16 protein-coding genes are annotated in these 19,596 nt (G+C 46.8%); 5 read left to right on the top strand and 11 right to left on the bottom strand.

The genetic code is table 11. The features are described from left to right. Positions 1 to 54: 54 nt before the first annotated feature. Positions 55 to 969, bottom strand: coding sequence for a LysR family transcriptional regulator (locus QZZ54_RS17275; RefSeq protein ID WP_290704875.1), 915 nt, complete (start codon positions 967 to 969; stop codon positions 55 to 57). Between the two features lie 227 nt (positions 970 to 1,196). Here QZZ54_RS17275 and QZZ54_RS17280 point away from each other — a divergent pair, with 227 nt between their 5' ends. Together QZZ54_RS17280 and QZZ54_RS17285 are read left to right on the top strand one after the other, a co-directional pair. Continuing rightward, positions 1,197 to 1,898 carry a CoA transferase subunit A gene (locus QZZ54_RS17280; protein ID WP_290704878.1) on the top strand — a complete coding sequence of 234 codons (702 nt, stop codon included), beginning with the start codon at positions 1,197 to 1,199 and terminating at the stop codon, positions 1,896 to 1,898. Positions 1,899 to 1,972: 74 nt separating this feature from the next. Continuing rightward, positions 1,973 to 2,632 carry a CoA transferase subunit B gene (locus QZZ54_RS17285; RefSeq protein WP_290704881.1) on the top strand — a complete coding sequence of 220 codons (660 nt, stop codon included), beginning with the start codon at positions 1,973 to 1,975 and terminating at the stop codon, positions 2,630 to 2,632. A gap of 138 nt (positions 2,633 to 2,770) precedes the next feature. On the opposite strand, the gene QZZ54_RS17290 is transcribed toward QZZ54_RS17285, so the two are convergent. Both QZZ54_RS17290 and dsbD read right to left on the bottom strand, forming a co-directional pair. Next, positions 2,771 to 3,100, bottom strand: coding sequence for a hypothetical protein (locus QZZ54_RS17290; protein WP_290704884.1), 330 nt, complete (start codon positions 3,098 to 3,100; stop codon positions 2,771 to 2,773). Between the two features lie 89 nt (positions 3,101 to 3,189). Continuing rightward, positions 3,190 to 5,061: a protein-disulfide reductase DsbD gene (dsbD, locus tag QZZ54_RS17295; protein ID WP_290704887.1), complete on the bottom strand. Its 1,872-nt coding sequence runs from the start codon at positions 5,059 to 5,061 to the stop codon at positions 3,190 to 3,192. Between the two features lie 276 nt (positions 5,062 to 5,337). Here dsbD and QZZ54_RS17300 point away from each other — a divergent pair, with 276 nt between their 5' ends. Continuing rightward, on the top strand, positions 5,338 to 6,405 hold the full coding sequence (locus tag QZZ54_RS17300; RefSeq protein ID WP_290704890.1) for a 3-deoxy-7-phosphoheptulonate synthase: 1,068 nt from the start codon (positions 5,338 to 5,340) through the stop codon (positions 6,403 to 6,405). 289 nt (positions 6,406 to 6,694) lie between these two features. Beyond that, positions 6,695 to 8,923, top strand: a complete 2,229-nt coding sequence (locus QZZ54_RS17305; RefSeq protein WP_290704892.1) for an NADP-dependent isocitrate dehydrogenase — start codon at positions 6,695 to 6,697, stop codon at positions 8,921 to 8,923. A gap of 87 nt (positions 8,924 to 9,010) precedes the next feature. Here QZZ54_RS17305 and QZZ54_RS17310 read toward each other — a convergent pair whose 3' ends face one another. From QZZ54_RS17310 to QZZ54_RS17340, 7 genes are all read right to left on the bottom strand, one after another. Beyond that, positions 9,011 to 10,300, bottom strand: coding sequence for an NAD(P)/FAD-dependent oxidoreductase (locus QZZ54_RS17310; RefSeq protein ID WP_290704895.1), 1,290 nt, complete (start codon positions 10,298 to 10,300; stop codon positions 9,011 to 9,013). Between the two features lie 326 nt (positions 10,301 to 10,626). Next, a complete protein-coding gene (locus QZZ54_RS17315; protein WP_290704898.1) occupies positions 10,627 to 11,373 on the bottom strand; it encodes a phosphate/phosphite/phosphonate ABC transporter substrate-binding protein in 747 nt (248 codons plus the stop codon). Positions 11,374 to 11,378: 5 nt separating this feature from the next. Then, the gene (locus QZZ54_RS17320) at positions 11,379 to 11,849 is read right to left on the bottom strand and encodes a PAS domain-containing protein (protein ID WP_290704900.1); all 471 of its coding nucleotides are present in this window, start codon (positions 11,847 to 11,849) and stop codon (positions 11,379 to 11,381) included. A gap of 82 nt (positions 11,850 to 11,931) precedes the next feature. Next, the gene (locus tag QZZ54_RS17325) at positions 11,932 to 12,294 is read right to left on the bottom strand and encodes a roadblock/LC7 domain-containing protein (protein ID WP_019622314.1); all 363 of its coding nucleotides are present in this window, start codon (positions 12,292 to 12,294) and stop codon (positions 11,932 to 11,934) included. 54 nt (positions 12,295 to 12,348) lie between these two features. After that, entirely contained in the window at positions 12,349 to 12,984 is a 636-nt protein-coding gene (locus QZZ54_RS17330) for a hypothetical protein (protein ID WP_290704909.1), read from the bottom strand. 96 nt (positions 12,985 to 13,080) lie between these two features. Then, positions 13,081 to 14,376, bottom strand: a complete 1,296-nt coding sequence (locus QZZ54_RS17335) for a hypothetical protein (protein ID WP_290704912.1) — start codon at positions 14,374 to 14,376, stop codon at positions 13,081 to 13,083. Between the two features lie 39 nt (positions 14,377 to 14,415). Further along, a complete protein-coding gene (locus tag QZZ54_RS17340; RefSeq protein WP_290704915.1) occupies positions 14,416 to 14,868 on the bottom strand; it encodes a hypothetical protein in 453 nt (150 codons plus the stop codon). A 429-nt stretch (positions 14,869 to 15,297) separates the two neighbouring features. On the opposite strand from QZZ54_RS17340, the gene acnB reads away from it, so the two are divergent. Further along, positions 15,298 to 17,892, top strand: coding sequence for a bifunctional aconitate hydratase 2/2-methylisocitrate dehydratase (gene acnB, locus QZZ54_RS17345; protein ID WP_290704917.1), 2,595 nt, complete (start codon positions 15,298 to 15,300; stop codon positions 17,890 to 17,892). Between the two features lie 608 nt (positions 17,893 to 18,500). On the opposite strand, the gene QZZ54_RS17350 is transcribed toward acnB, so the two are convergent. Beyond that, positions 18,501 to 19,596, bottom strand: a 1,096-nt coding sequence (locus QZZ54_RS17350; protein ID WP_290704920.1) for an aconitase family protein, incomplete at its 5' end; no start/stop codon positions are given.

Below are 19,596 nucleotides of genomic sequence, written 5' to 3' on the forward strand. Positions count from 1 at the left end.
TAAGCCACCTTTTAACAGGGTGGCTTTTTTGTATCTGTAGCATTCACTGAAACGCTAAAGTTTTATCCGCTCAGACAGATCAGCGGCTGCCCCTTGAATAATATCAACCAGACTTACCGCTGCTTTTGAGAGCGGATAACGTTTGCGGGTTAGAATTCCTACCGGGCGAGACATAACCGGCGTATCAAGCTCACGGCATATAGCGCCTAACTCCCGCATCTGCTGAATACAGAGTGAAGGGACGGCACTCACCCCCAACCCGGTAGCCACCATTCGGCCGATAGTCGCCAGTTGATGCGTTTCAAATTCAGGTGATACCTGCAACCCCAATTGACGCAACTTAGCTTCGATCAATAAGCGAATACTGGAGGGTCGCTGCAGTGCGATGAAGTCATTATCTAACAACGCCTGCCAGGCAACCGTTTCTTGCAGAGCCAATGGATGATCAGGATAGACAACCGCAACAAATCGATCATCAAATAAAGGTGTAAAACTCAGATCATCAAACCGGCCTGGATCGAAGGTTATACCCACTTCAACCTGACCATTTCGTACCATATCTACGACGTCCTCAGCGATAACATCATTCACTGTTACGCTGACATTTGGATAAAGCGAGCGATAATCACTGATAATACTAGGCAGTAAACTACTGGCGAATGACGGCATCGCCGCGAGTACTACGCGCCCACGATTAAGCGCAAAACGCTGCGTCAGATCATCCAGTGCTGCATCATAATCATGAATAATTTTTTGTGCGACCGGATAGAACTCTTCACCCTCAGGAGTTAGTGCAATCGCCCGGGTAGTTCGGCTGAATAACGCGCCACCCGCCTCTTCTTCAAGATTTTTAATGGTAATACTCAGCGCTGGCTGAGACAGATGTACCTGAGCACAAGCTTCAGTAAAACTCTGTGTTCGGGCAACCGCGACAAAAGCTCGCAACTGCTTCAGGGTAATATTGGCCATTTCGCGTTATCCAACTAATCATATCCAACCTATATATAAACAAAATTTATAAATAGTTTAAATCATTAAATTTGCTAAATAATACAACCTATAAGAAACTTAACCTATTCGCGAAACAGGTATCCGGTGTTCCGGGAACGGAATAGTCCCAGCCGGATACCATTTTTCAAAGTGCCTAAAAAGTGCGGATCTAAGATAACAAAAACCAAAAATGCGGAGTTACACCGATGTCAGGTTTCAATAAAGTTGTAAACAGCTATGAAGAAGCGATGGAGGGCCTTGAAGATGGCATGACAGTCATCGCCGGGGGTTTTGGCCTTTGTGGTATCCCAGAAAACTTGATCGCACAGATCAAGACAATGAAAACCAAGGACCTTACCGTTGTCTCTAATAACTGCGGTGTCGATGGCTTTGGTCTGGGCATCCTTCTCGAAGATCGTCAGGTCAAAAAGATGATCTCTTCCTATGTCGGTGAAAACGCGCTGTTTGAAAAACAGTTGTTAGCAGGTGAGCTAGAGGTTGAACTAACACCTCAGGGCACCCTGGCTGAGAAAATGCGTGCTGGTGGTGCAGGTATTCCAGCATTTTATACTGCCACTGGTTACGGCACTCCCGTCGGTGATGGTAAAGAAGTTCGCGAATTCAATGACCGTAAATACATTATGGAAGAGTCCATTACCGGAGATTTTGCCATTGTAAAAGGCTGGAAAGCTGATACTTACGGCAATGTGGTTTACCGTGATACCGCTCAAAACTTCAACCCGATGGCAGCGACAGCTGGCAAGATCACTGTGGTAGAAGTTGAAGAAATTGTCGAGCCTGGTGAATTGAACCCAGCCGAAATTCACACGCCTGGCATCTACGTCAATCGTGTAATTAAAGGCACTTTCGAAAAGCGTATTGAGCAGCGCACTGTGCGTCAGGGCTGATACGACACTCCGGTAAACATATTTAATTTCGGATAGCAGCTAAGTTTGCGCTATCAGGAAGAAGAGGAAAGACAATGGCACTCTCACGTGAACAGATAGCACAGCGTATTGCCCGCGAACTACAAGACGGTTTTTACGTTAACCTGGGTATTGGTATCCCAACGTTGGTGGCTAACTATATTCCGGACGGAATAGAAGTAATGCTGCAATCAGAAAACGGCTTGCTAGGAATGGGCCCTTTCCCTACTGAAGATGAGATCGATGCAGATATGATCAACGCGGGTAAGCAAACCGTTACTGCAGCGACTGGCGCATCTATATTCTCATCTGCTGAGTCGTTTGCGATGATTCGTGGCGGCCATGTAGACCTAACAGTGCTAGGCGCATTTGAAGTTGATGTTAACGGCAACATCGCTTCCTGGATGATTCCCGGCAAACTGATCAAAGGGATGGGCGGCGCGATGGACCTGGTAGCCGGTGCTGACAACATCATCGTCACCATGACCCATGCATCAAAGCACGGCGAATCCAAACTGCTGAAAGAATGCTCCCTGCCCCTAACCGGTTCTGGCTGCATCAAAAAGGTACTAACTGACCTTGCCTATATGGAAATAAAAGATGGTGCTTTTCACCTGAAAGAACGCGCTCCAGGCGTTTCAGTTGAAGAGATCATTTCTAAGACTGAAGGCAAGCTGGTTGTTCCTGACGAAGTACCAGAGATGACATTTTCTTAAAGGCAGCCGCTAGTTGTTAACGGCTAGAGAAAGCCTTTCCGATAGTGAGCAATAAGCTATCGAGTCAATAACAACTGGTTGACACAAAAAAGGCTGATGCTTAACGCATCAGCCTTTTTTATTGAATGAATCCTGAGTTTATTCCGGCGCGGGCAGCTGATAAAACTCCCTATTCATATAGGCCGCCACATCGGCTACGTCCTCCGGAAACCAACCAACATCTAGGTTGGTATTACAGCCTTCAACCATCGCTTCAAGCTTAGCGTAGGTTGTTGCTTTTCGATCGCTTCGAGAAAAAAAGTCAGTGTCATGGCAAGTTTCGCAGTCAATATCAGTGCGATGCTCCCCCTGATAGGTGCGCTCAATCTGCACTTCATCGTATAGCTCTTTCCCAGTATCAGGATCAGCAGCCAATACCGGTCCGCAGGTTAAACAGATTGCTGTCGCAGCAAGTAAGATCTTTTTCATAGAGTCCTCCATAGACTTTTTATTATTTTTAGGGAGGCGCTATAAACCTGCTTTGCTGTACTTGTATTAACTCAGTACAGCACTCCCTATCAATTCAGTACAGCGATATGGTTTACAAATACTTGTGGGTCTATTACCCCGATCAAAGTCATGTTGGGTTGTAATTCACCCGCCCGATCGTAAAAGATCAGCGCGGGTGGGCCGATGACACTGTAAAGGCGATTTAACTCTTTTGCCGCCTCATCATTAGCTGTCACATCTACCTTAATTCGTGAGAATCCACTTAGCCCAGCCTGCACTGCGCTATCGGCAAAAGTGACATAATCCAGCTCAACGCAGGAAATACACCAATCGGCGTAGAAATCCAGCATCACGGGTTGTTGTTTTGACTTCGCTTCGTCAAGCAATAGATCGAGTTGTTGCTTACTGGTAACTCTGGCAAAACTCATTTCTGAAGAGGCCTGAACCTGACCGCCCCCAGCAAAGCCTTTCAACGGCTGTAACAGGCTTTTCCCACCCGTCAAACCACCAATAAACAGAATGCCTCCATAGAGCAGTAATACGACGCCTATCCCCTTCCAGAAATAACTCCAGCCGACGGCTTTATCTTTTAACCTGTCCAGCGCCTTCATATGCACAGCCGCCACCAGCAGTATCACGGCGTAAAGTAGTAACGCGATATTATCGGCAATAACCCTATCCAGCATCCACACAGCCAACAACAACAGCATGACACCGAAGCCCGCTTTAACACTTTCCATCCAGGCACCGGCTTTAGGTAATAACTTACCCGCAGATGCGCCAATCACCAACAGCGGCACTCCCATACCGATACTCAGACTAAACAGCGCTGCGCCACCCAATAATGGGTCACCACTCTGACCGATGTAGATAAGCGCACCCGCCAGAGGAGCGGCCATGCAGGGCCCTACAATCAATGCTGACAAGAAACCCATTATCGCGACACCCATCACAGTGCCGCCTTTCTGGCTACTGCTGAGGTTATTTAAACGGCTCTGTAAACCTGAGGGCAGCTGCAGCTCATAGAAGCCGAACATCGATAGCGAAAGCAGAACAAAAATCAAGCTGAAGACGCTAATAATCCAAGCATTCTGAAACGCTGCTTGTAAGTTTTCACCGAACAATCCAGCAATGACACCCGCAACGGTATAGGTCAGCGATACCGCTAATACGTAAACCAGCGACAACATGAAACCGTGTGCCGCTGTGGTTTTATGCCCGTGTCCCGCAATAATACTGGAGAGAATCGGAATCATCGGGAACACACAGGGTGTTAGCGCTAACGCGAGGCCAGCGACAAAGAAAGCGCCAAGTGTCAGCAACAAACTACTACCCGAAATAAGCGCAGCAAATCGATCTTGTTCACTGAGTTGGGTTGAAGCGAGCTGACTAGCCTGCGCAGGAATCACCCTAGAATCATTTTGGGGTGTGCTTGTGGCGCTAACGGACTGAGTTTGTAGCGGTACCTGACTCAGATTGATGGTCTTGGTTACCGGCGGGTAGCATATTCCTCCGTCCCAGCAGCCCTGGTAATTAATAGTGACCACGGAGTCGACTGGTTGGCCAGTGGTACTTGTGAGGTCGACATTCACTACGGCCTGATTATGGAAAACCCAGACCTGACCAAACAGAGGGTCTTGTTTCTGAGTAGCCTGAGAATAATCACGACTTAATTCATTAATTTCTGGCCCGTAACTTAGCTCAATTTTGTCACGATAAAGATAATAGTCATCCGGAATCGTCCAGATCAGTTTGACACTGCCGCCATTCTGCTCAGAATCAAAGACAAATGCCTGCTCAACCTGAAGAGGCCCATCCTGAGAAGAAAAAGGGTTGGCGTTATCAAACAGCCCCGCCCTCGCGGGCAAGCTGAACTGCAGCAGTGCTAACACCAGCACTGCTATCATAGAAACTGTTAGACGATGTAAAACTACAGGCACGGTAACCCCTTAAATTATAAGCAATATCGGACAGCTTTATGGACAGCAATCTATCGGAGGAGTTCGATAAACGATGCAAAAAACGATCAAACAAACTTATCTATATATCTTAATAACCTTAAAGAATATAAAAGATCAATAGCTTTAAGACGATTGTATCATCTGATCAGTTTGCTCAGCACTTAAACCTTTCCTCTGAATATGTTACAAAGTACCTCCTTTACGAACGCGCTAACGGGTGTACAGAGTAAAGGCTGTGCACTTTAGGAAATTGAGATGTCTGATAACCGAGTCGAAAACCTCAATATTGAGAGTAATACGGTTCTGGTCACACCTGACCAGCTAAAAACTAAGCTTCCCCTGTCTGAATCTGCAACGGCTACTGTTATGGAAGGCCGCCAGGTAATAAAGGATATTATAAAGGGTGAAGATAAGCGCTTGTTTGTGGTGGTGGGCCCCTGCTCTATCCATGACACCAAAGCCGCAATCGAATATGGCCACAAGCTTAAACAGCTTGCTGAGCAAGTACAGGACACTCTCTATCTGGTAATGCGCGTCTATTTTGAGAAGCCCCGTACCACCGTTGGCTGGAAAGGCCTGATCAACGACCCGCATATGAATGACTCTTTTGAGATCGAAGAGGGTTTACATATAGGCCGTGAACTACTGATACAACTTTCAGAAGCCGGATTGCCGCTAGCGACAGAAGCACTAGACCCAATCTCACCTCAGTATCTGCAAGACCTTATATCCTGGTCGGCTATTGGTGCACGTACGACTGAGTCACAGACACACCGCGAGATGTCCAGCGGTCTTTCTGGAGCTGTTGGCTTCAAAAATGGCACTGATGGTGGCCTTACCGTTGCGATCAACGCTTTGGAATCTGTTTCCCATCCGCACAATTTTCTCGGTATTAACGAAGAAGGCCAATGTTCCATCGTGCGTACTAAAGGCAATGAATACGGCCATGTAGTACTGCGCGGCGGTAACGGTAAGCCTAACTATGATTCTGTGAATGTTGCTCTGTGTGAGCAGGCGCTTGATAAAGCCGGCTTAAAGAACAACCTGATGATCGATTGCAGCCATGCAAATTCCAATAAAGACCCGGCATTGCAGCCACTGGTAATGGAAAATGTCACTCATCAGATTATGGATGGTAATAAATCTATTATTGGTCTTATGGTTGAATCTAACCTGGGTTGGGGCAATCAGAAGATGACTGCTGACCCTGCCGATCTCCAGTATGGTGTTTCTATCACCGACGCTTGCATTGACTGGGATACTACTGAGAAAACCTTACTCGATATGCATGCCAGATTAAAAGATGTTTTGCCAACTCGCTAAGTTGAGTAAAGCCTTGAAAAAAGAGACCTTCGGGTCTCTTTTTTATTATCTGGCAACACAGAATCACTAACTTTCTATGCTGCAGTGCGGTAATAATACTACAGCACACTATCTTTTAGTCGATAGTTCACATCTGAGTCCGTCTTAATACTTCAGTATTGGTAAATTTATAACGTATAATGCACCGCGGAATAAAAAATTAGAAAGGCTTACGCAAAGATGTGACAGACAGCCACAAGCTGCTCTGTTAAGCCTCTGGCTTATCAGCCAAAAATACAAAGGGGATGAAATGACTACAACTAATCAAACTATTTACTGGACCCTTACCGACGAAGCTCCATCACTGGCTACATGTTCTTTTCTACCGATAGTTAGAACATTTACCGGCGCAGCAGGCATCGACGTTAAGATCAGCGACATATCTCTGGCAGGCCGTGTACTGTCAACTTTCCCCGACAATCTTACCGACGATCAAAAAGTTGAAGATGGCCTGAGCTTTCTGGGTAAACTGACCCAGGACCCACATGCCAACATTGTTAAACTACCAAATATCTCTGCTTCTATTCCCCAGCTGAGAGCTTGTATCGAAGAGCTACAATCTCAGGGTTACGATATCCCTACTTACCCTGAAGCACCTAAGTCTGATGCAGAGCAAGCGATCCAGGCCCGCTACTCCAAAATTCTGGGTTCTGCTGTAAACCCTGTACTGCGTGAAGGTAACTCTGATCGCCGCGCACCAGGTGCAGTAAAAGCCTTCGCTCGTAAATTCCCCCACTCTATGGGTAAGTGGAGCAAAGCATCCCGTACCCATGCCGATTACATGCGCGATGGCGACTTTTTCTCTAGCGAGCAATCTTTCACAATGGAAGAAGCTGGCGATGTACGTATCGAATTCGTAGCACCTAATGGCGACGTTACTGTTAAGAAAGAATTGAGCCTTGAAAAAGCCGAAATTCTAGACAGCATGCGTATGAGCTGCAAAGCACTACGTGATTTTTTTGAAGAATCCCTAAACGATGCACAGGAAACTGGCGTCATGTGGTCTCTGCACGTTAAAGCGACCATGATGAAGGTATCCCACCCGATCGTATTCGGCCACGCGGTTACTGTTTTCTACAAAGAGTTATTTGAAAAATACGCAGATCTGTTTGAAGAGTTGGAAGTTAACCCGAATAACGGTATCGGCAGTGTTTACGACAAAATCGCTAATCTGCCTCGCTCTAAGCGCGAAGAGATCGAAGAAGCGATTCACGCCTGCCACGAGCACCGCCCTGAAATGGCGATGGTTGATTCCGTTAAAGGCATCACTAACCTTCACGTACCTTCCGACGTAATCGTTGACGCATCTATGCCAGCAATGATCCGTAACGGCGGTAAGATGTGGGGCCCGGATGGCCGACCTAAAGATACTAAAGCGGTAATGCCAGAAAGAACCTACGCACGTATCTATCAGGACATGATTAATTTCTGTAAAACCAACGGTGCATTTGATCCGACTACCATTGGTACCGTACCAAACGTTGGCCTGATGGCTAAGAAAGCTGAAGAATACGGTTCTCACGACAAAACGTTTGAGACTGAAGACGGCGTAATGCGCGTTGTTGCTGCTGACGGCACTATACTGACTCAGCACGATGTTGAGAAAGGTGATATCTGGCGCGCATGCCAAACCAAAGATGAGCCTGTCCGTGACTGGGTTAAGCTGGCCGTGACTCGTGCACGTCAGTCTGACACCCCTGCTATTTTCTGGCTGGATCAAGAGCGTGCTCACGATCTTGAGCTATCCAAGAAAGTTAAAGAGTATCTGAAAGATCACGATACTGACGGTCTGGACATCTCTATTAAGTCCTACAGCCAGGCAATCCGTTTCACTATGGATCGCCTGATCCGTGGCAACGATACTATCTCCGTAACCGGTAACGTACTACGTGACTACCTGACTGACCTGTTCCCAATTCTTGAGCTGGGTACCTCTGCTAAGATGCTATCTGTTGTACCTATGCTTAAGGGCGGCGGTATGTACGAGACTGGTGCTGGCGGTTCTGCACCTAAGCATGTTCAGCAGGTGGAAGAAGAGAACCACCTTCGCTGGGACTCTCTGGGTGAATTCCTGGCACTAGCGGTATCTCTAGAAGAGATGGGTATCAAAGAAGATAACGGTCGCGCTTCAGTCCTGGCTAAATGCCTTGATAAAGCGACCGGCACTCTGCTTGAAAACAACCAGTCTCCGTCTCGTAAAACTGGTGAACTGGATAACCGGGGTAGCCACTTCTATCTTGGCATGTACTGGGCACAGGAAGTTGCAGGTCAGACCGAAAACCCTGAACTGGCAGCTATCTTCGCTCCACTGGCAAAAACGCTTACTGACAACGAAGCTAAGATTGTTGCTGAGTTAAGCGCTGTACAGGGTACACCTGCAGAGTTAGGTGGTTACTACCACGCTACACGCGATCGAGTGAAGAAAGTTATGCGTCCAAGTGAAACCTTGAATAACGCTTTAGCTTCACTTAATTCTTAATACCCAAAACAAGGTATAAAGAATATTAAAAAACCGGGCAATAGCCCGGTTTTTTTACGTCCAATAAAAGACGCTTTACTGGCGAAACTAGTGGAGTTTCATCTTAGGCTTAACGCTGCTGCCGATTTTTTGTGCAAAATACACAGCTGACGCTTTCACCCAGCCGTGAATGGCTATCTGGTGCATACGGTACAAAGAGACATAAACCAATCGGGCCATTCGCCCCTCAATAAACATCGATCCTTTGGTCAGATTTCCCATCAGACTCCCCACCGTGCTGTAGCGGCTTAAATTCACCAGTGAGCCATGATCTTTATACAAGTACTCCTGTAACGGCTTACCCTGCTCTGTCATAAGGATATTCTTATATACCAGGCTCGCCATCTGATGCGCCGACTGTGCCCGAGGCGGTACCCAGCTACCATCCGGCTGTTCGCATGCACAACAATCACCAATCACAAAGATAGAATCATCAACCGTACTTAACAAACTTGGCTTTACGACTATCTGCCCGTTTCTGTTCGTCTCAAACAAACCAATCGCTTCTATAAAATCTGGCGCTTTAACCCCTGCCGCCCAAACCTTAAGGTCAGCCTTGATTGGATCACCATCCAGTGTAATAAAACTACTTTCGTCGGCGCTGGTTACCCGTACATTTTCATGAATGGTAATACCCAGGATATTCAGCTCTTTCTTAGCAGCTGCTGCAATCCGCTGAGGTAAAGCGGGCAAAATCCTGGGGCCCGCTTCAATCAGATCGATTTTAAGCCTTTTAGCCGACATATCCGGCATACCGTAGACCTTCAACAGATCCGCAACATGATTAAGCTCAGCGGCCAACTCAACACCGGTAGCACCACCGCCAACGATAGCTAAACGCAGCTCTGCTTCGGTAGACTTTTGGTTGATGCGCAAAAACTGATTTAGCAAAGCCATGTGAAAACGCTCTGCCTGGTGATGAGAGTCAAGGAAGTAGCTGTGCTCAGCAACGCCTGGAGTGCCAAAATCATTACTCACACTTCCTACTGCCATGACCAGAGTATCGTAAGCAATCTCCCTTTCTGGCAGCACCTCTTTACCATCATCATCATGCAGTGACTGTAAACGTATAACCTTACTAGCGTTATCTAACCCAATCATTGCACCTAATTGAAACTGATAATGGTGAACCGCTGCGTGAGCACGATAGATTACGCCATCGCTGTTTATATCCAGCGAGCCCGTTGCGATTTCATGGAGTAATGGCTTCCATATATGCTGACGATTACGATCAATCAGAATAATTTGAGCTCGCTTCTTTTTACCTAGCTTATGACCCAACCGTGTCGCCAGCTCAAGACCACCAGCACCACCTCCTACGATTACAATTGTTTTCATTTTGGAACCTCAAAAAAGTGAGGTTAATGCTCTGATTAGAGCATTAACCTGACTTATCTGGGCTTATTCAGGTGGCAACAGTACAAGATAACTAGACCATCTGTTAACTAATTTTTATATATATCTATAGTACAAACAAACAGATACTTGAGGACATGCCTCTTAGGACCCCTAAGACTAGGCAGAAAAGCTTATAAGAAATAGCGTCTATAAAAGAGCGAGAAACTGATGCTAGCAGAGAAGGCTCTCGTACTATTAAGAGGAAATAACAGGGGATTGAACTTTAAAAATTCAGACAAAAAAAACGCCCCTTTCGGGGCGTATTCTCAATCGATAAGAGTATCAATCAAATCGATCATAAACTCGGTTTGCTCCGAGTCCATCGGCTCCCAGTGGCTGACGTCCATACTCTCCAGCACACTCTTACCTTTTTCGTTATCCTGCATAGTCAGCATAGCCTGCTGAATAGCGGGAATATACTCGGCCATTCGTGGCCCGACCAGCAAAGAGTGATGCACAACACTAATCTGGCTACTAACCAACACCCGCATTTTAGAGCGAATCAGATCAGACATCTCATCGTAGGCTTCTTTTAGAAAGAAACCAGCATCCGCGCCACCATTGAGCAAATTCTTCGCTACAACAATATAACTGCTATGCTCTTTTATCTCTGTATTACTTTTATCCAGATCAGCAGATTCCAGCATGATCATACCCATAGTATGAACATCAGGATCATCTGTTGTTGCTATCCGTGCACCTGCTTTAAGATCCTCAACCGTTTGAAAACCGGACTCAGCGTTAACCGCAATCACCGTCTCGTCTGATTTACTGGCAGGCCGCGCTATCGCTTGAAAGCCAAGTTCACGGACCAACATAGACGCATCGTATGGGTTAGCATAGATAAGATCGAATTTATCAGCGCGAATATCATTACGCTGCGCTTCAAAACTATCATACAGCTCCAGATGAATACCTGTTTCCAGTTGACGCTGAAGCCAGGTATTAAAAAAATACCATCCAGAGATATGGTCAGGCGCAAAATCAGGGCTGACCGTCAAATTGAAAGTCATGGCAGTCACTCCTCAGCCAACAAAGTTTTATACAGTGCTTCACTCTCTTCGATCTTACTTCGTGAGGGCTTGCGTCGGACTGAGGTATAGCCCACCAGTTTTCCATTACGAATATTTGGAATAACCGTGGCCTTTACCCAGTAATAGGCGCCATCTTTTCGTAAATTTTTAACGTAACCATTCCACTTTGTGCCCTGATCGATCGTATCCCAGAGCCCCTTAAAAGCTATTGCCGGCATATCAGGGTGGCGTAGAATATAATGGTTAATACCGATCAATTCTTCTTCACTGTATCCGGACATGTCGATAAATGCCTGATTCGCATGGGTTATAATCCCCTGCGGATCAGTACGTGACACGATCAACTTGCCATCAGGGTATGGAACTTCCCTGTCTGTAATAGCCGCCGTACGCGCAGTACCATCAAAATACTTTATTTCGACGTTACGAACTTCACCTGTGTCTTGCTCAGACATACTTCAAGCCTTCTTCGTTCGGAAACCACTTATTGCTCAGTCAATGACTGCTTTAACAATAATCAGCAACCTACGTTAACGATTAAAGGATCTTACCGATCGCCTCTGCCGCACGCTTAACATCCAGGAAAATCAAACCCAGACGCGCATTTGGCTTTGCAACAACAGTCAGCACTGAATCCTGGTTTGCATGGGTCATCAGGATATATCCCTCATCACCTTTAACCAGTACCTGCTCAAGTTCTCCGCGAGCCAGCTCTTTAGCTGTACGCTCACCTAGAGAAAGCATGGCAGCACTCATCGCACCAACACGGTCTTCATCCATACTAGATGGCAACAACGCCGCAATCATAAGACCATCTGTAGAGATAACTGCAGAGGCTTCGATATCAGCTGATGTACCGTTGAGATCACTCAAAATTGAGGTAAGCATCTCAGAACGCATAGAACACTCCTTCGGTAATGTCTCCCTTTATGGGAGCTATTTAGAATCAAAAAATTAATAATCGAGATAACGACGTGCCAAACAACTCAGTAATTCAGCAAATGCCTGCTGATTAAGTCTTGGCATATCCGAGATCACCAGACTAAAACGCTGATGACCAATATGAACAACCCAGAAGCCCACCTGACTCTGCCCTGCAGCATTCATAATGCCCCAGGAGTCGCCAGCCAGCTCAAGGTCGTTAGTTATAACTTTCTGATGACGCTCTTGCAGTGATATCAGATCTGCTGCCAGTGCTGCCAACGTTTCGGCCTGCTCTGATGGGTAGCCTGTAGAAGAAAGACAGAAGCCCTGATCGTCTGCGAGCAATGCTTTACCACTATCAGACAACTGCATTAACAGATCAGGCAGAGTGTCTTCTAAGGGCCCTCGCTTAATTTCAGGCAGCGTCTCTGTAAGACAGACAAAGCCCCTGTCTAATAACTGCTGAAATAACCCCATTGCCTGCACTTCATCCAGATCCGCCAGTTCAGAAACAAGCTCAAGGGAGTACAACAGTTCAAAATCGGTCGATAGCAATTGCAGCAACATCGCCCGCGCGTCATCCGGGGTCGAATTCAGTGTTGCAAAAAAAGCACCGCTAGGAGTTATAGCGATATAACGAATGGAGTCCTGATTAAAATCTCCCACCTACTATTCTCCGTATACCTTCATAAATTATCTTACGCCCCCATGATTCACAAAATATCTACGAATCAACATTTAGGACTCTAACTACACCACAACTTATTTAAATGCGCCCACAGCATTGGCCGCAGTCATAAAAGAAAAAACGTAACGCTGATGAATTTTCAGTACCTTGACCACTTCCAGAGCAGACAAACTATGCCGCCCCCATAAACTACCTATAGTCGTCGCATGAGGAATAGCAAGCAATTGATTAAAATCAAGTTTCTTTGACAGCCGCAGAGGTTTTTCAGGGTCAATACTACGGTTCAAGCGACCTTTTGAAGTCCAGAGCGCGAGCTTCCACATTAGCTCGTCACTATCGACAACTGTCACCGTTGAGCCCGCTACACTAGGACGATCAGCATCCAGATCAGGACGCACCTTCAGCGTTAACTCCTGATAACCAAAACGTGTCAGCGCCAGAGGCACTAACAGCTCTTCACTAAAATCGAATAAAAAGTTCTTCTGCTCTGGCAGATACGCAAGAGTGCCGGGTAAACCGGTAATCTCAACGGGCACTTTCTGAGCCTCGCCCTCAGCAATCACTTCCTGAAGGATAGCCAGCAAGGTTGAATCATCTTTGAAAAATACTCGGCGACGCTGATCTGGCTCATGCATATTCACATCAGGGGCATTACCACAGCACTCATATACCATTTGATAGGATAGCTTAGCTCTGACGTCCTGGGGCTTCTTTTCGGGTGTTTTCTGCGGTGCTGGCGTCGCTACCTTAATAGCCTCTAATTTAGACGGCGCTACGACAGGTTTCTGAGCACCTGTTTTTTTAACAACAGCTTCAGGTGGCACCACTGGGGATTCTGAGGGAGCTGAATTTGTGTCATTCAGCTGAAAACGCTGGCGTACCTGCTGAGAAAGCTCATCCCGATCAGTCGTTAAAGAGCTGTAATCAGACATTGCCTGACGACCCGCTGCAACACGCTTTTGATATTCTTGAAACGCTTTCTCCCCTTCATTACTTAGGCTGGGAGAGCTGTTCATATCTTTTTTAGCCGGTACAAATTTTTCAACAGCCTGCTTAATCGCTTTAATAAGCCGCTTGCCTTCCAAAGGCTTACTTAATGTTTCAAAACCATCAAACGAGTTTTCGGTCGCAGTAACAGCAATGATCGGACGACTGGCTTTGTATTGTTCAATAACGGGTTTAACCGCAGGGTGCTCCATATCGATGATCAAGACTTCAGCCTGTTCAGTCGGTACCATACGGTATGCCTCCTGATGCTGCATAAAGAACAGATCAATCGCTGATTTGGATTGCAGCTCAAAGCCAACGACACCCAGCTTGATAACTTTGCTTGCTGCACGTTTGCTTAGTTTGATATGAGATACTCCCACGACTATTCCCGCCCTGTTTAAGTCAGTTTTACTAATTGATCAATGCAGCGAAAAACAGCCATTGCACAGAACAGATTTCTGAGAATTCAGCGATAGCAGCCTGGAGTTGTCACCATCATCCAAAACAGCTTTGAACAATTCCAAGTCATCAGGGTTAAGTAGCGGAGCACCCTGATCAAGCAAACGCTGCCTTAACGCAAGGCCTCGCCCGTCTAGAGTCAGAAACAGATCCATCAACGCTCCCGTGAGCTCGACACCATCATGACAAAGAACAGAAAGGTACACCCGCTGAACGTGGCTGCGGAGGTTATTAGATGTAGACGCAACCAAGCGATTGAAGTGATGAAGCAGTACGGACTTGTGAGGCCCATCATAGATCAGCCCCTTACCTTCAAGTGCGGTAAAAAGAGTCTCAATATTGAGGGCGTTTAGCCCCTCAAGTTCTGCATTCAGTTCCCAGCCAGAAACAGCTGCCCAAATAGGTGAATTCACAAGCCCGACCTCTACTACTTAAGTTTTTCTCTCATCCGTCGAATACGTCAATAACCGGAATAACATAGCTAGCAACAAAAGATAATATATAAACGTGTGTTTGAGAAATGAAACACTACACATTTTAAGTAATGAAATCGCATCATACCCATATTGTTATCGGTTGCACCTCAATCGAGGTATAACGTTGATCTGCATCATATAGGCGAAATTATACAAACGTATGAAAACCCATAGAAAAAGTAGAATTATCACCTAGCCTAGGCAGGCTAGCATTAGCAGGTAAAGGGTCTGAAAATATTAACTTTTGAGGCCATTTAGGCTAAAGCTCACCTGCCATTTCAAGATCGGAATGCCTATACTGATTGATAGTCGGGCTGTAGTTCATCTGTATCTCGCCGGACATAGATAACCAATGAGGGGTGTATTGTGCTTGTAGCTTACCGTGAACATGCAGAAAGACGCGCCCAAGAAGGCGTGCCAGCTAAACCATTGGATGCTGATCAGACAGCCTCTCTAGTTGAACTATTGAAAAATCCGCCGGCTGGCGAAGAAGCATTTATCCTGGACCTGCTGGAAAATCGTGTTCCTGCTGGTGTTGACCAAGCTGCTTATGTAAAAGCTGGTTTCCTTGCCGCTATTGCTAAAGGCGAAGCCTCATCCCCACTGATTGATAATGTAAGAGCGGTAGAATTATTGGGCACTATGCTCGGCGGTTACAATATCCAGCCACTGATTGCAGCTCTGGATGTCGATGCTCTGGCACCTACCGCAGCTAAAGCACTGTCTCACACGCTATTGATGTTTGATGCATTCCATGACGTTAAAGAGAAATCTGACGCAGGTAACCTCCACGCTAAACAAGTTCTTGAATCATGGGCTAATGCCGAGTGGTTTACTGCTAAGCCTGAAATTGCTGAGAAGATCACCGTTACTGTATTCAAAGTAACCGGTGAAACAAATACTGATGACCTGTCTCCCGCTCCGGATGCTTTCACCCGTCCAGACATCCCACTGCACGCTAATGCGATGCTGAAGATGGCTCGTGATGGAATTGTTCCTGAGACGCAGGGCTCTGTAGGCCCGCTGAAGCTAATCGAAGAGGTTAAAGCTAAAGGATACCCTGTTGCGTACGTAGGTGATGTTGTAGGTACCGGCTCTTCACGTAAATCAGCAACTAACTCGGTTCTGTGGTTCTTCGGTGATGATATCCCGAACGTGCCAAACAAGCGTGCTGGCGGATATTGCTTCGGTAATAAGATTGCACCTATTTTCTTTAACACCATGGAAGATGCAGGCGCCCTGCCTATCGAAATGGATGTTGAGAAAATGAACATGGGTGACGTTATAGACGTTTACCCATATGAAGGTGTTGCTAAAAACGCTGAAACTGGCGAAGTACTGAGCGAATTCAGCCTGAAAACGCCAGTGCTGTATGACGAAGTACGCGCCGGCGGCCGCATCCCTCTGATCATCGGCCGAGGCCTGACTGACCGTGCACGTGAAGCGCTGGGTTTAAGCCCTACTGAGCTGTTCCGTAAGCCCGATCAACCTACTGACACTGGCAAAGGCTACTCTCTTGCTCAAAAGATGATTGGTAAAGCTTGTGGTATCGAAGGTGTTCGCCCTGGTACATACTGCGAACCTAAGATGACGACTGTTGGCTCTCAGGATACTACTGGTCCTATGACCCGTGACGAACTGAAAGACCTGGCTTGCCTTGGCTTCTCTGCTGACCTGACGATGCAGTCTTTCTGCCACACTGCTGCTTATCCAAAGCCTATTGATGTAAACACTCATCATACTCTGCCAGATTTCATCATGAACCGTGGCGGTGTATCTCTGCGCCCTGGTGACGGTGTAATCCACTCTTGGCTGAACCGCATGCTGCTACCAGATACTGTTGGTACCGGTGGTGACTCTCACACCCGTTTCCCAATCGGGATCTCTTTCCCTGCAGGTTCTGGCCTGGTTGCTTTCGCAGCAGCTACCGGCGTTATGCCTCTGGATATGCCTGAGTCTGTTCTGGTTCGCTTCAAAGGCGATAAGCTTCAGCCCGGTATTACTCTTCGCGACCTGGTTAACGCTATTCCTTACTACGCTATCAAGCAGGGTCTGTTGACCGTTGCTAAAGCTGGTAAAACGAATATCTTCTCCGGTCGAATCCTTGAAATCGAGGGCCTGCCTGACCTGAAAGTCGAGCAAGCATTTGAACTGTCTGATTCGGCTGCTGAACGTTCAGCTGCTGCCTGTTCAATCAAACTGAACGAAGCACCAATTAAAGAATACCTAAGCTCAAACATCACCATGCTTAAGTGGATGATCGCGGAAGGTTATGGTGACCCACGTACTATCGAGCGTCGTATCGTTGGTATGCAGGAATGGATGGCTAACCCTGAGCTAATGGAAGGCGATGCTGATGCAGATTATGCCGCCGTTATCGAAATCGATCTGGATGATGTCAAGGAGCCAATCCTGGCCTGCCCTAACGATCCGGATGACGTTAAGCTGCTGACTGACGTTGCAGGCACACAGATCGATGAAGTATTCATCGGTTCTTGTATGACCAACATTGGCCACTTCCGCGCTGCAGGCAAGCTACTTGAAGCCGCCGGCACTACTACGCCAACCCGTCTGTGGATCGCTCCACCGACTAAGATGGACGCAGCACAGCTGACTGAAGAGGGTTACTACAACATCTTCGGAAAAGCAGGCGCGCGTATGGAGATGCCAGGCTGTTCTCTATGTATGGGTAACCAGGCACGTGTAGGCGACAACACTACCGTTGTTTCTACTTCTACCCGTAACTTCCCTAACCGTTTAGGTACTGGCGCTAACGTTTACCTGTCTTCTGCTGAACTGGCTGCTGTAGCAGCTCTGACCGGCAAAATACCTACAGTTGCTGAGTATATGGAGTACGCGTTAAAGATCGACAGCATGGCTGAAGATGTTTACCGCTACCTGAATTTCGATCAGATCAAGACTTATCAGGATGCAGCTTCAAACGTTATCGCTACTGCATAGCCGTTAAATAGCCTGATAAAAACCGCCTGTTGGTGCAATAGTGTTCACTTAAGCATTTGAGCGATAGAGGGCTTGATAGAAAATTCGATGTTGATAGCAACATCGAATTTTTTTATGCCTGTTCAGCAATCCCTGCTGGACAAATGTTTTTGGATCACTGATCTGTTGCTTAGAGTCTCACAACAGGGCAAGCAGCGTCACTGGCTGATGCCAGAACAATAAGTCTGGTCAAAGAAGAGATTTAACGCTATGGGCAACATGATCGATTAGTCCAAATGAAGGCCTCTCCACAGGCGCGCAAGAAGAATCCTGATCTATCTGAATACTGGGAAAGACGGGGCTTAAAGTAGCTCTGACATCACTTCCTGCAGATACCTACAGTGTTAAAGCAATCTGCCAGCATATTGCTGTGCTGGTAATAGTAATGGCTGGTACACAACCCGTATCAGGCACAGGGCCACGACTGGAGTAGTGTTGATGCTGCGGTAGGTTCGGCGAAAGAACGGCTTAGGATGATTTAAATAGCTTTGTTCAGAATAAACAAGCTAACCCGTAAACAAAAAAAGCCCTGAATAATCAGGGCTTTTTGTTAGTCACGTTATCAGTAATTAGATACGTGCAGCTGGGATAGCTGTAGGCGCAACACTCAAGTCTTCACTCGGTGGAGCGAAAGTAGTCAGGTTAATACCCTCAACCGCTTCTTTGTACTCTTCCAGAGTCGGGAAGCGACCCAGGACACAAGACAGTACAACCATTGGAGTAGAGCCCAGCAGAGACTCACCTTTCTTCTCTGCAGTATCTTCTACAACACGGCCCTGGAACAGACGGGTAGAAGTAGCCAGCACGGTGTCACCCGCTTCTGCTTTTTCCTGGTTACCCATACACAGGTTACATCCAGGGCGCTCCAGGTACATAATATTTTCGTACTTGGTACGCGCTGCTTCTTTTGGATTCTCGTCAGAGAATTCGAAGCCGGCGAATTTCTCCAGCAATTCCCAGTCGCCTTCTGCTTTCAGTTCGTCAACGATGTTGTAAGTCGGTGGCGCAACAACCAGTGGCGCTTTAAAGGTAATAGGACCTTTCTTCTCCAGGTTACGCAGCATCGCAGCGATGATCTGCATATCGCCTTTGTGAACCATACAAGAACCAACGAAGCCCAGATCTACCTTACGGCCATCATAGTATGAAGCAGGACGGATAACATCGTGGGTGTAACGCTTAGAGACATCTTCGTTGTTTACGTCTGGGTCAGCAATCATTGGTTCATCGATTACGTCCAGATCAACTACAAGCTCAGCATAGTAGTTAGCGTTGTCGTCCGGAGCCAGAGCAGGTGCTTCGCCGGATGTCACTTCAGCAATACGCTTGTCAGCCAGATCGATCAGACCTTGCAGCATACCCGCTTCGTTTTCCATACCTTTGTTGATCATGATCTGGATACGGGACTTAGCCAGTTCCAGAGACTGGATCAGCGTGTCGTCAGTAGAAATACAGATGGAAGCTTTCGCTTTCATTTCTGCAGTCCAGTCAGTAAAGGTGAAAGCCTGGTCAGCAAGCAGAGTACCAATTTGTACTTCGATTACACGACCCTGGAATACGTTTTCGCCACCGAACTTCTTCAGCATTTGTGCTTGAGTCGCGTGTACGATGTCACGGAAGTCCATGTGAGGCTTCATAGAACCTTTAAAGGTTACCTTCACAGAC

Origin of the sequence: Amphritea sp. (assembly GCF_016744155.1) — a bacterium.
Taxonomy (GTDB): Bacteria; Pseudomonadota; Gammaproteobacteria; order Pseudomonadales; family Balneatricaceae; genus Amphritea.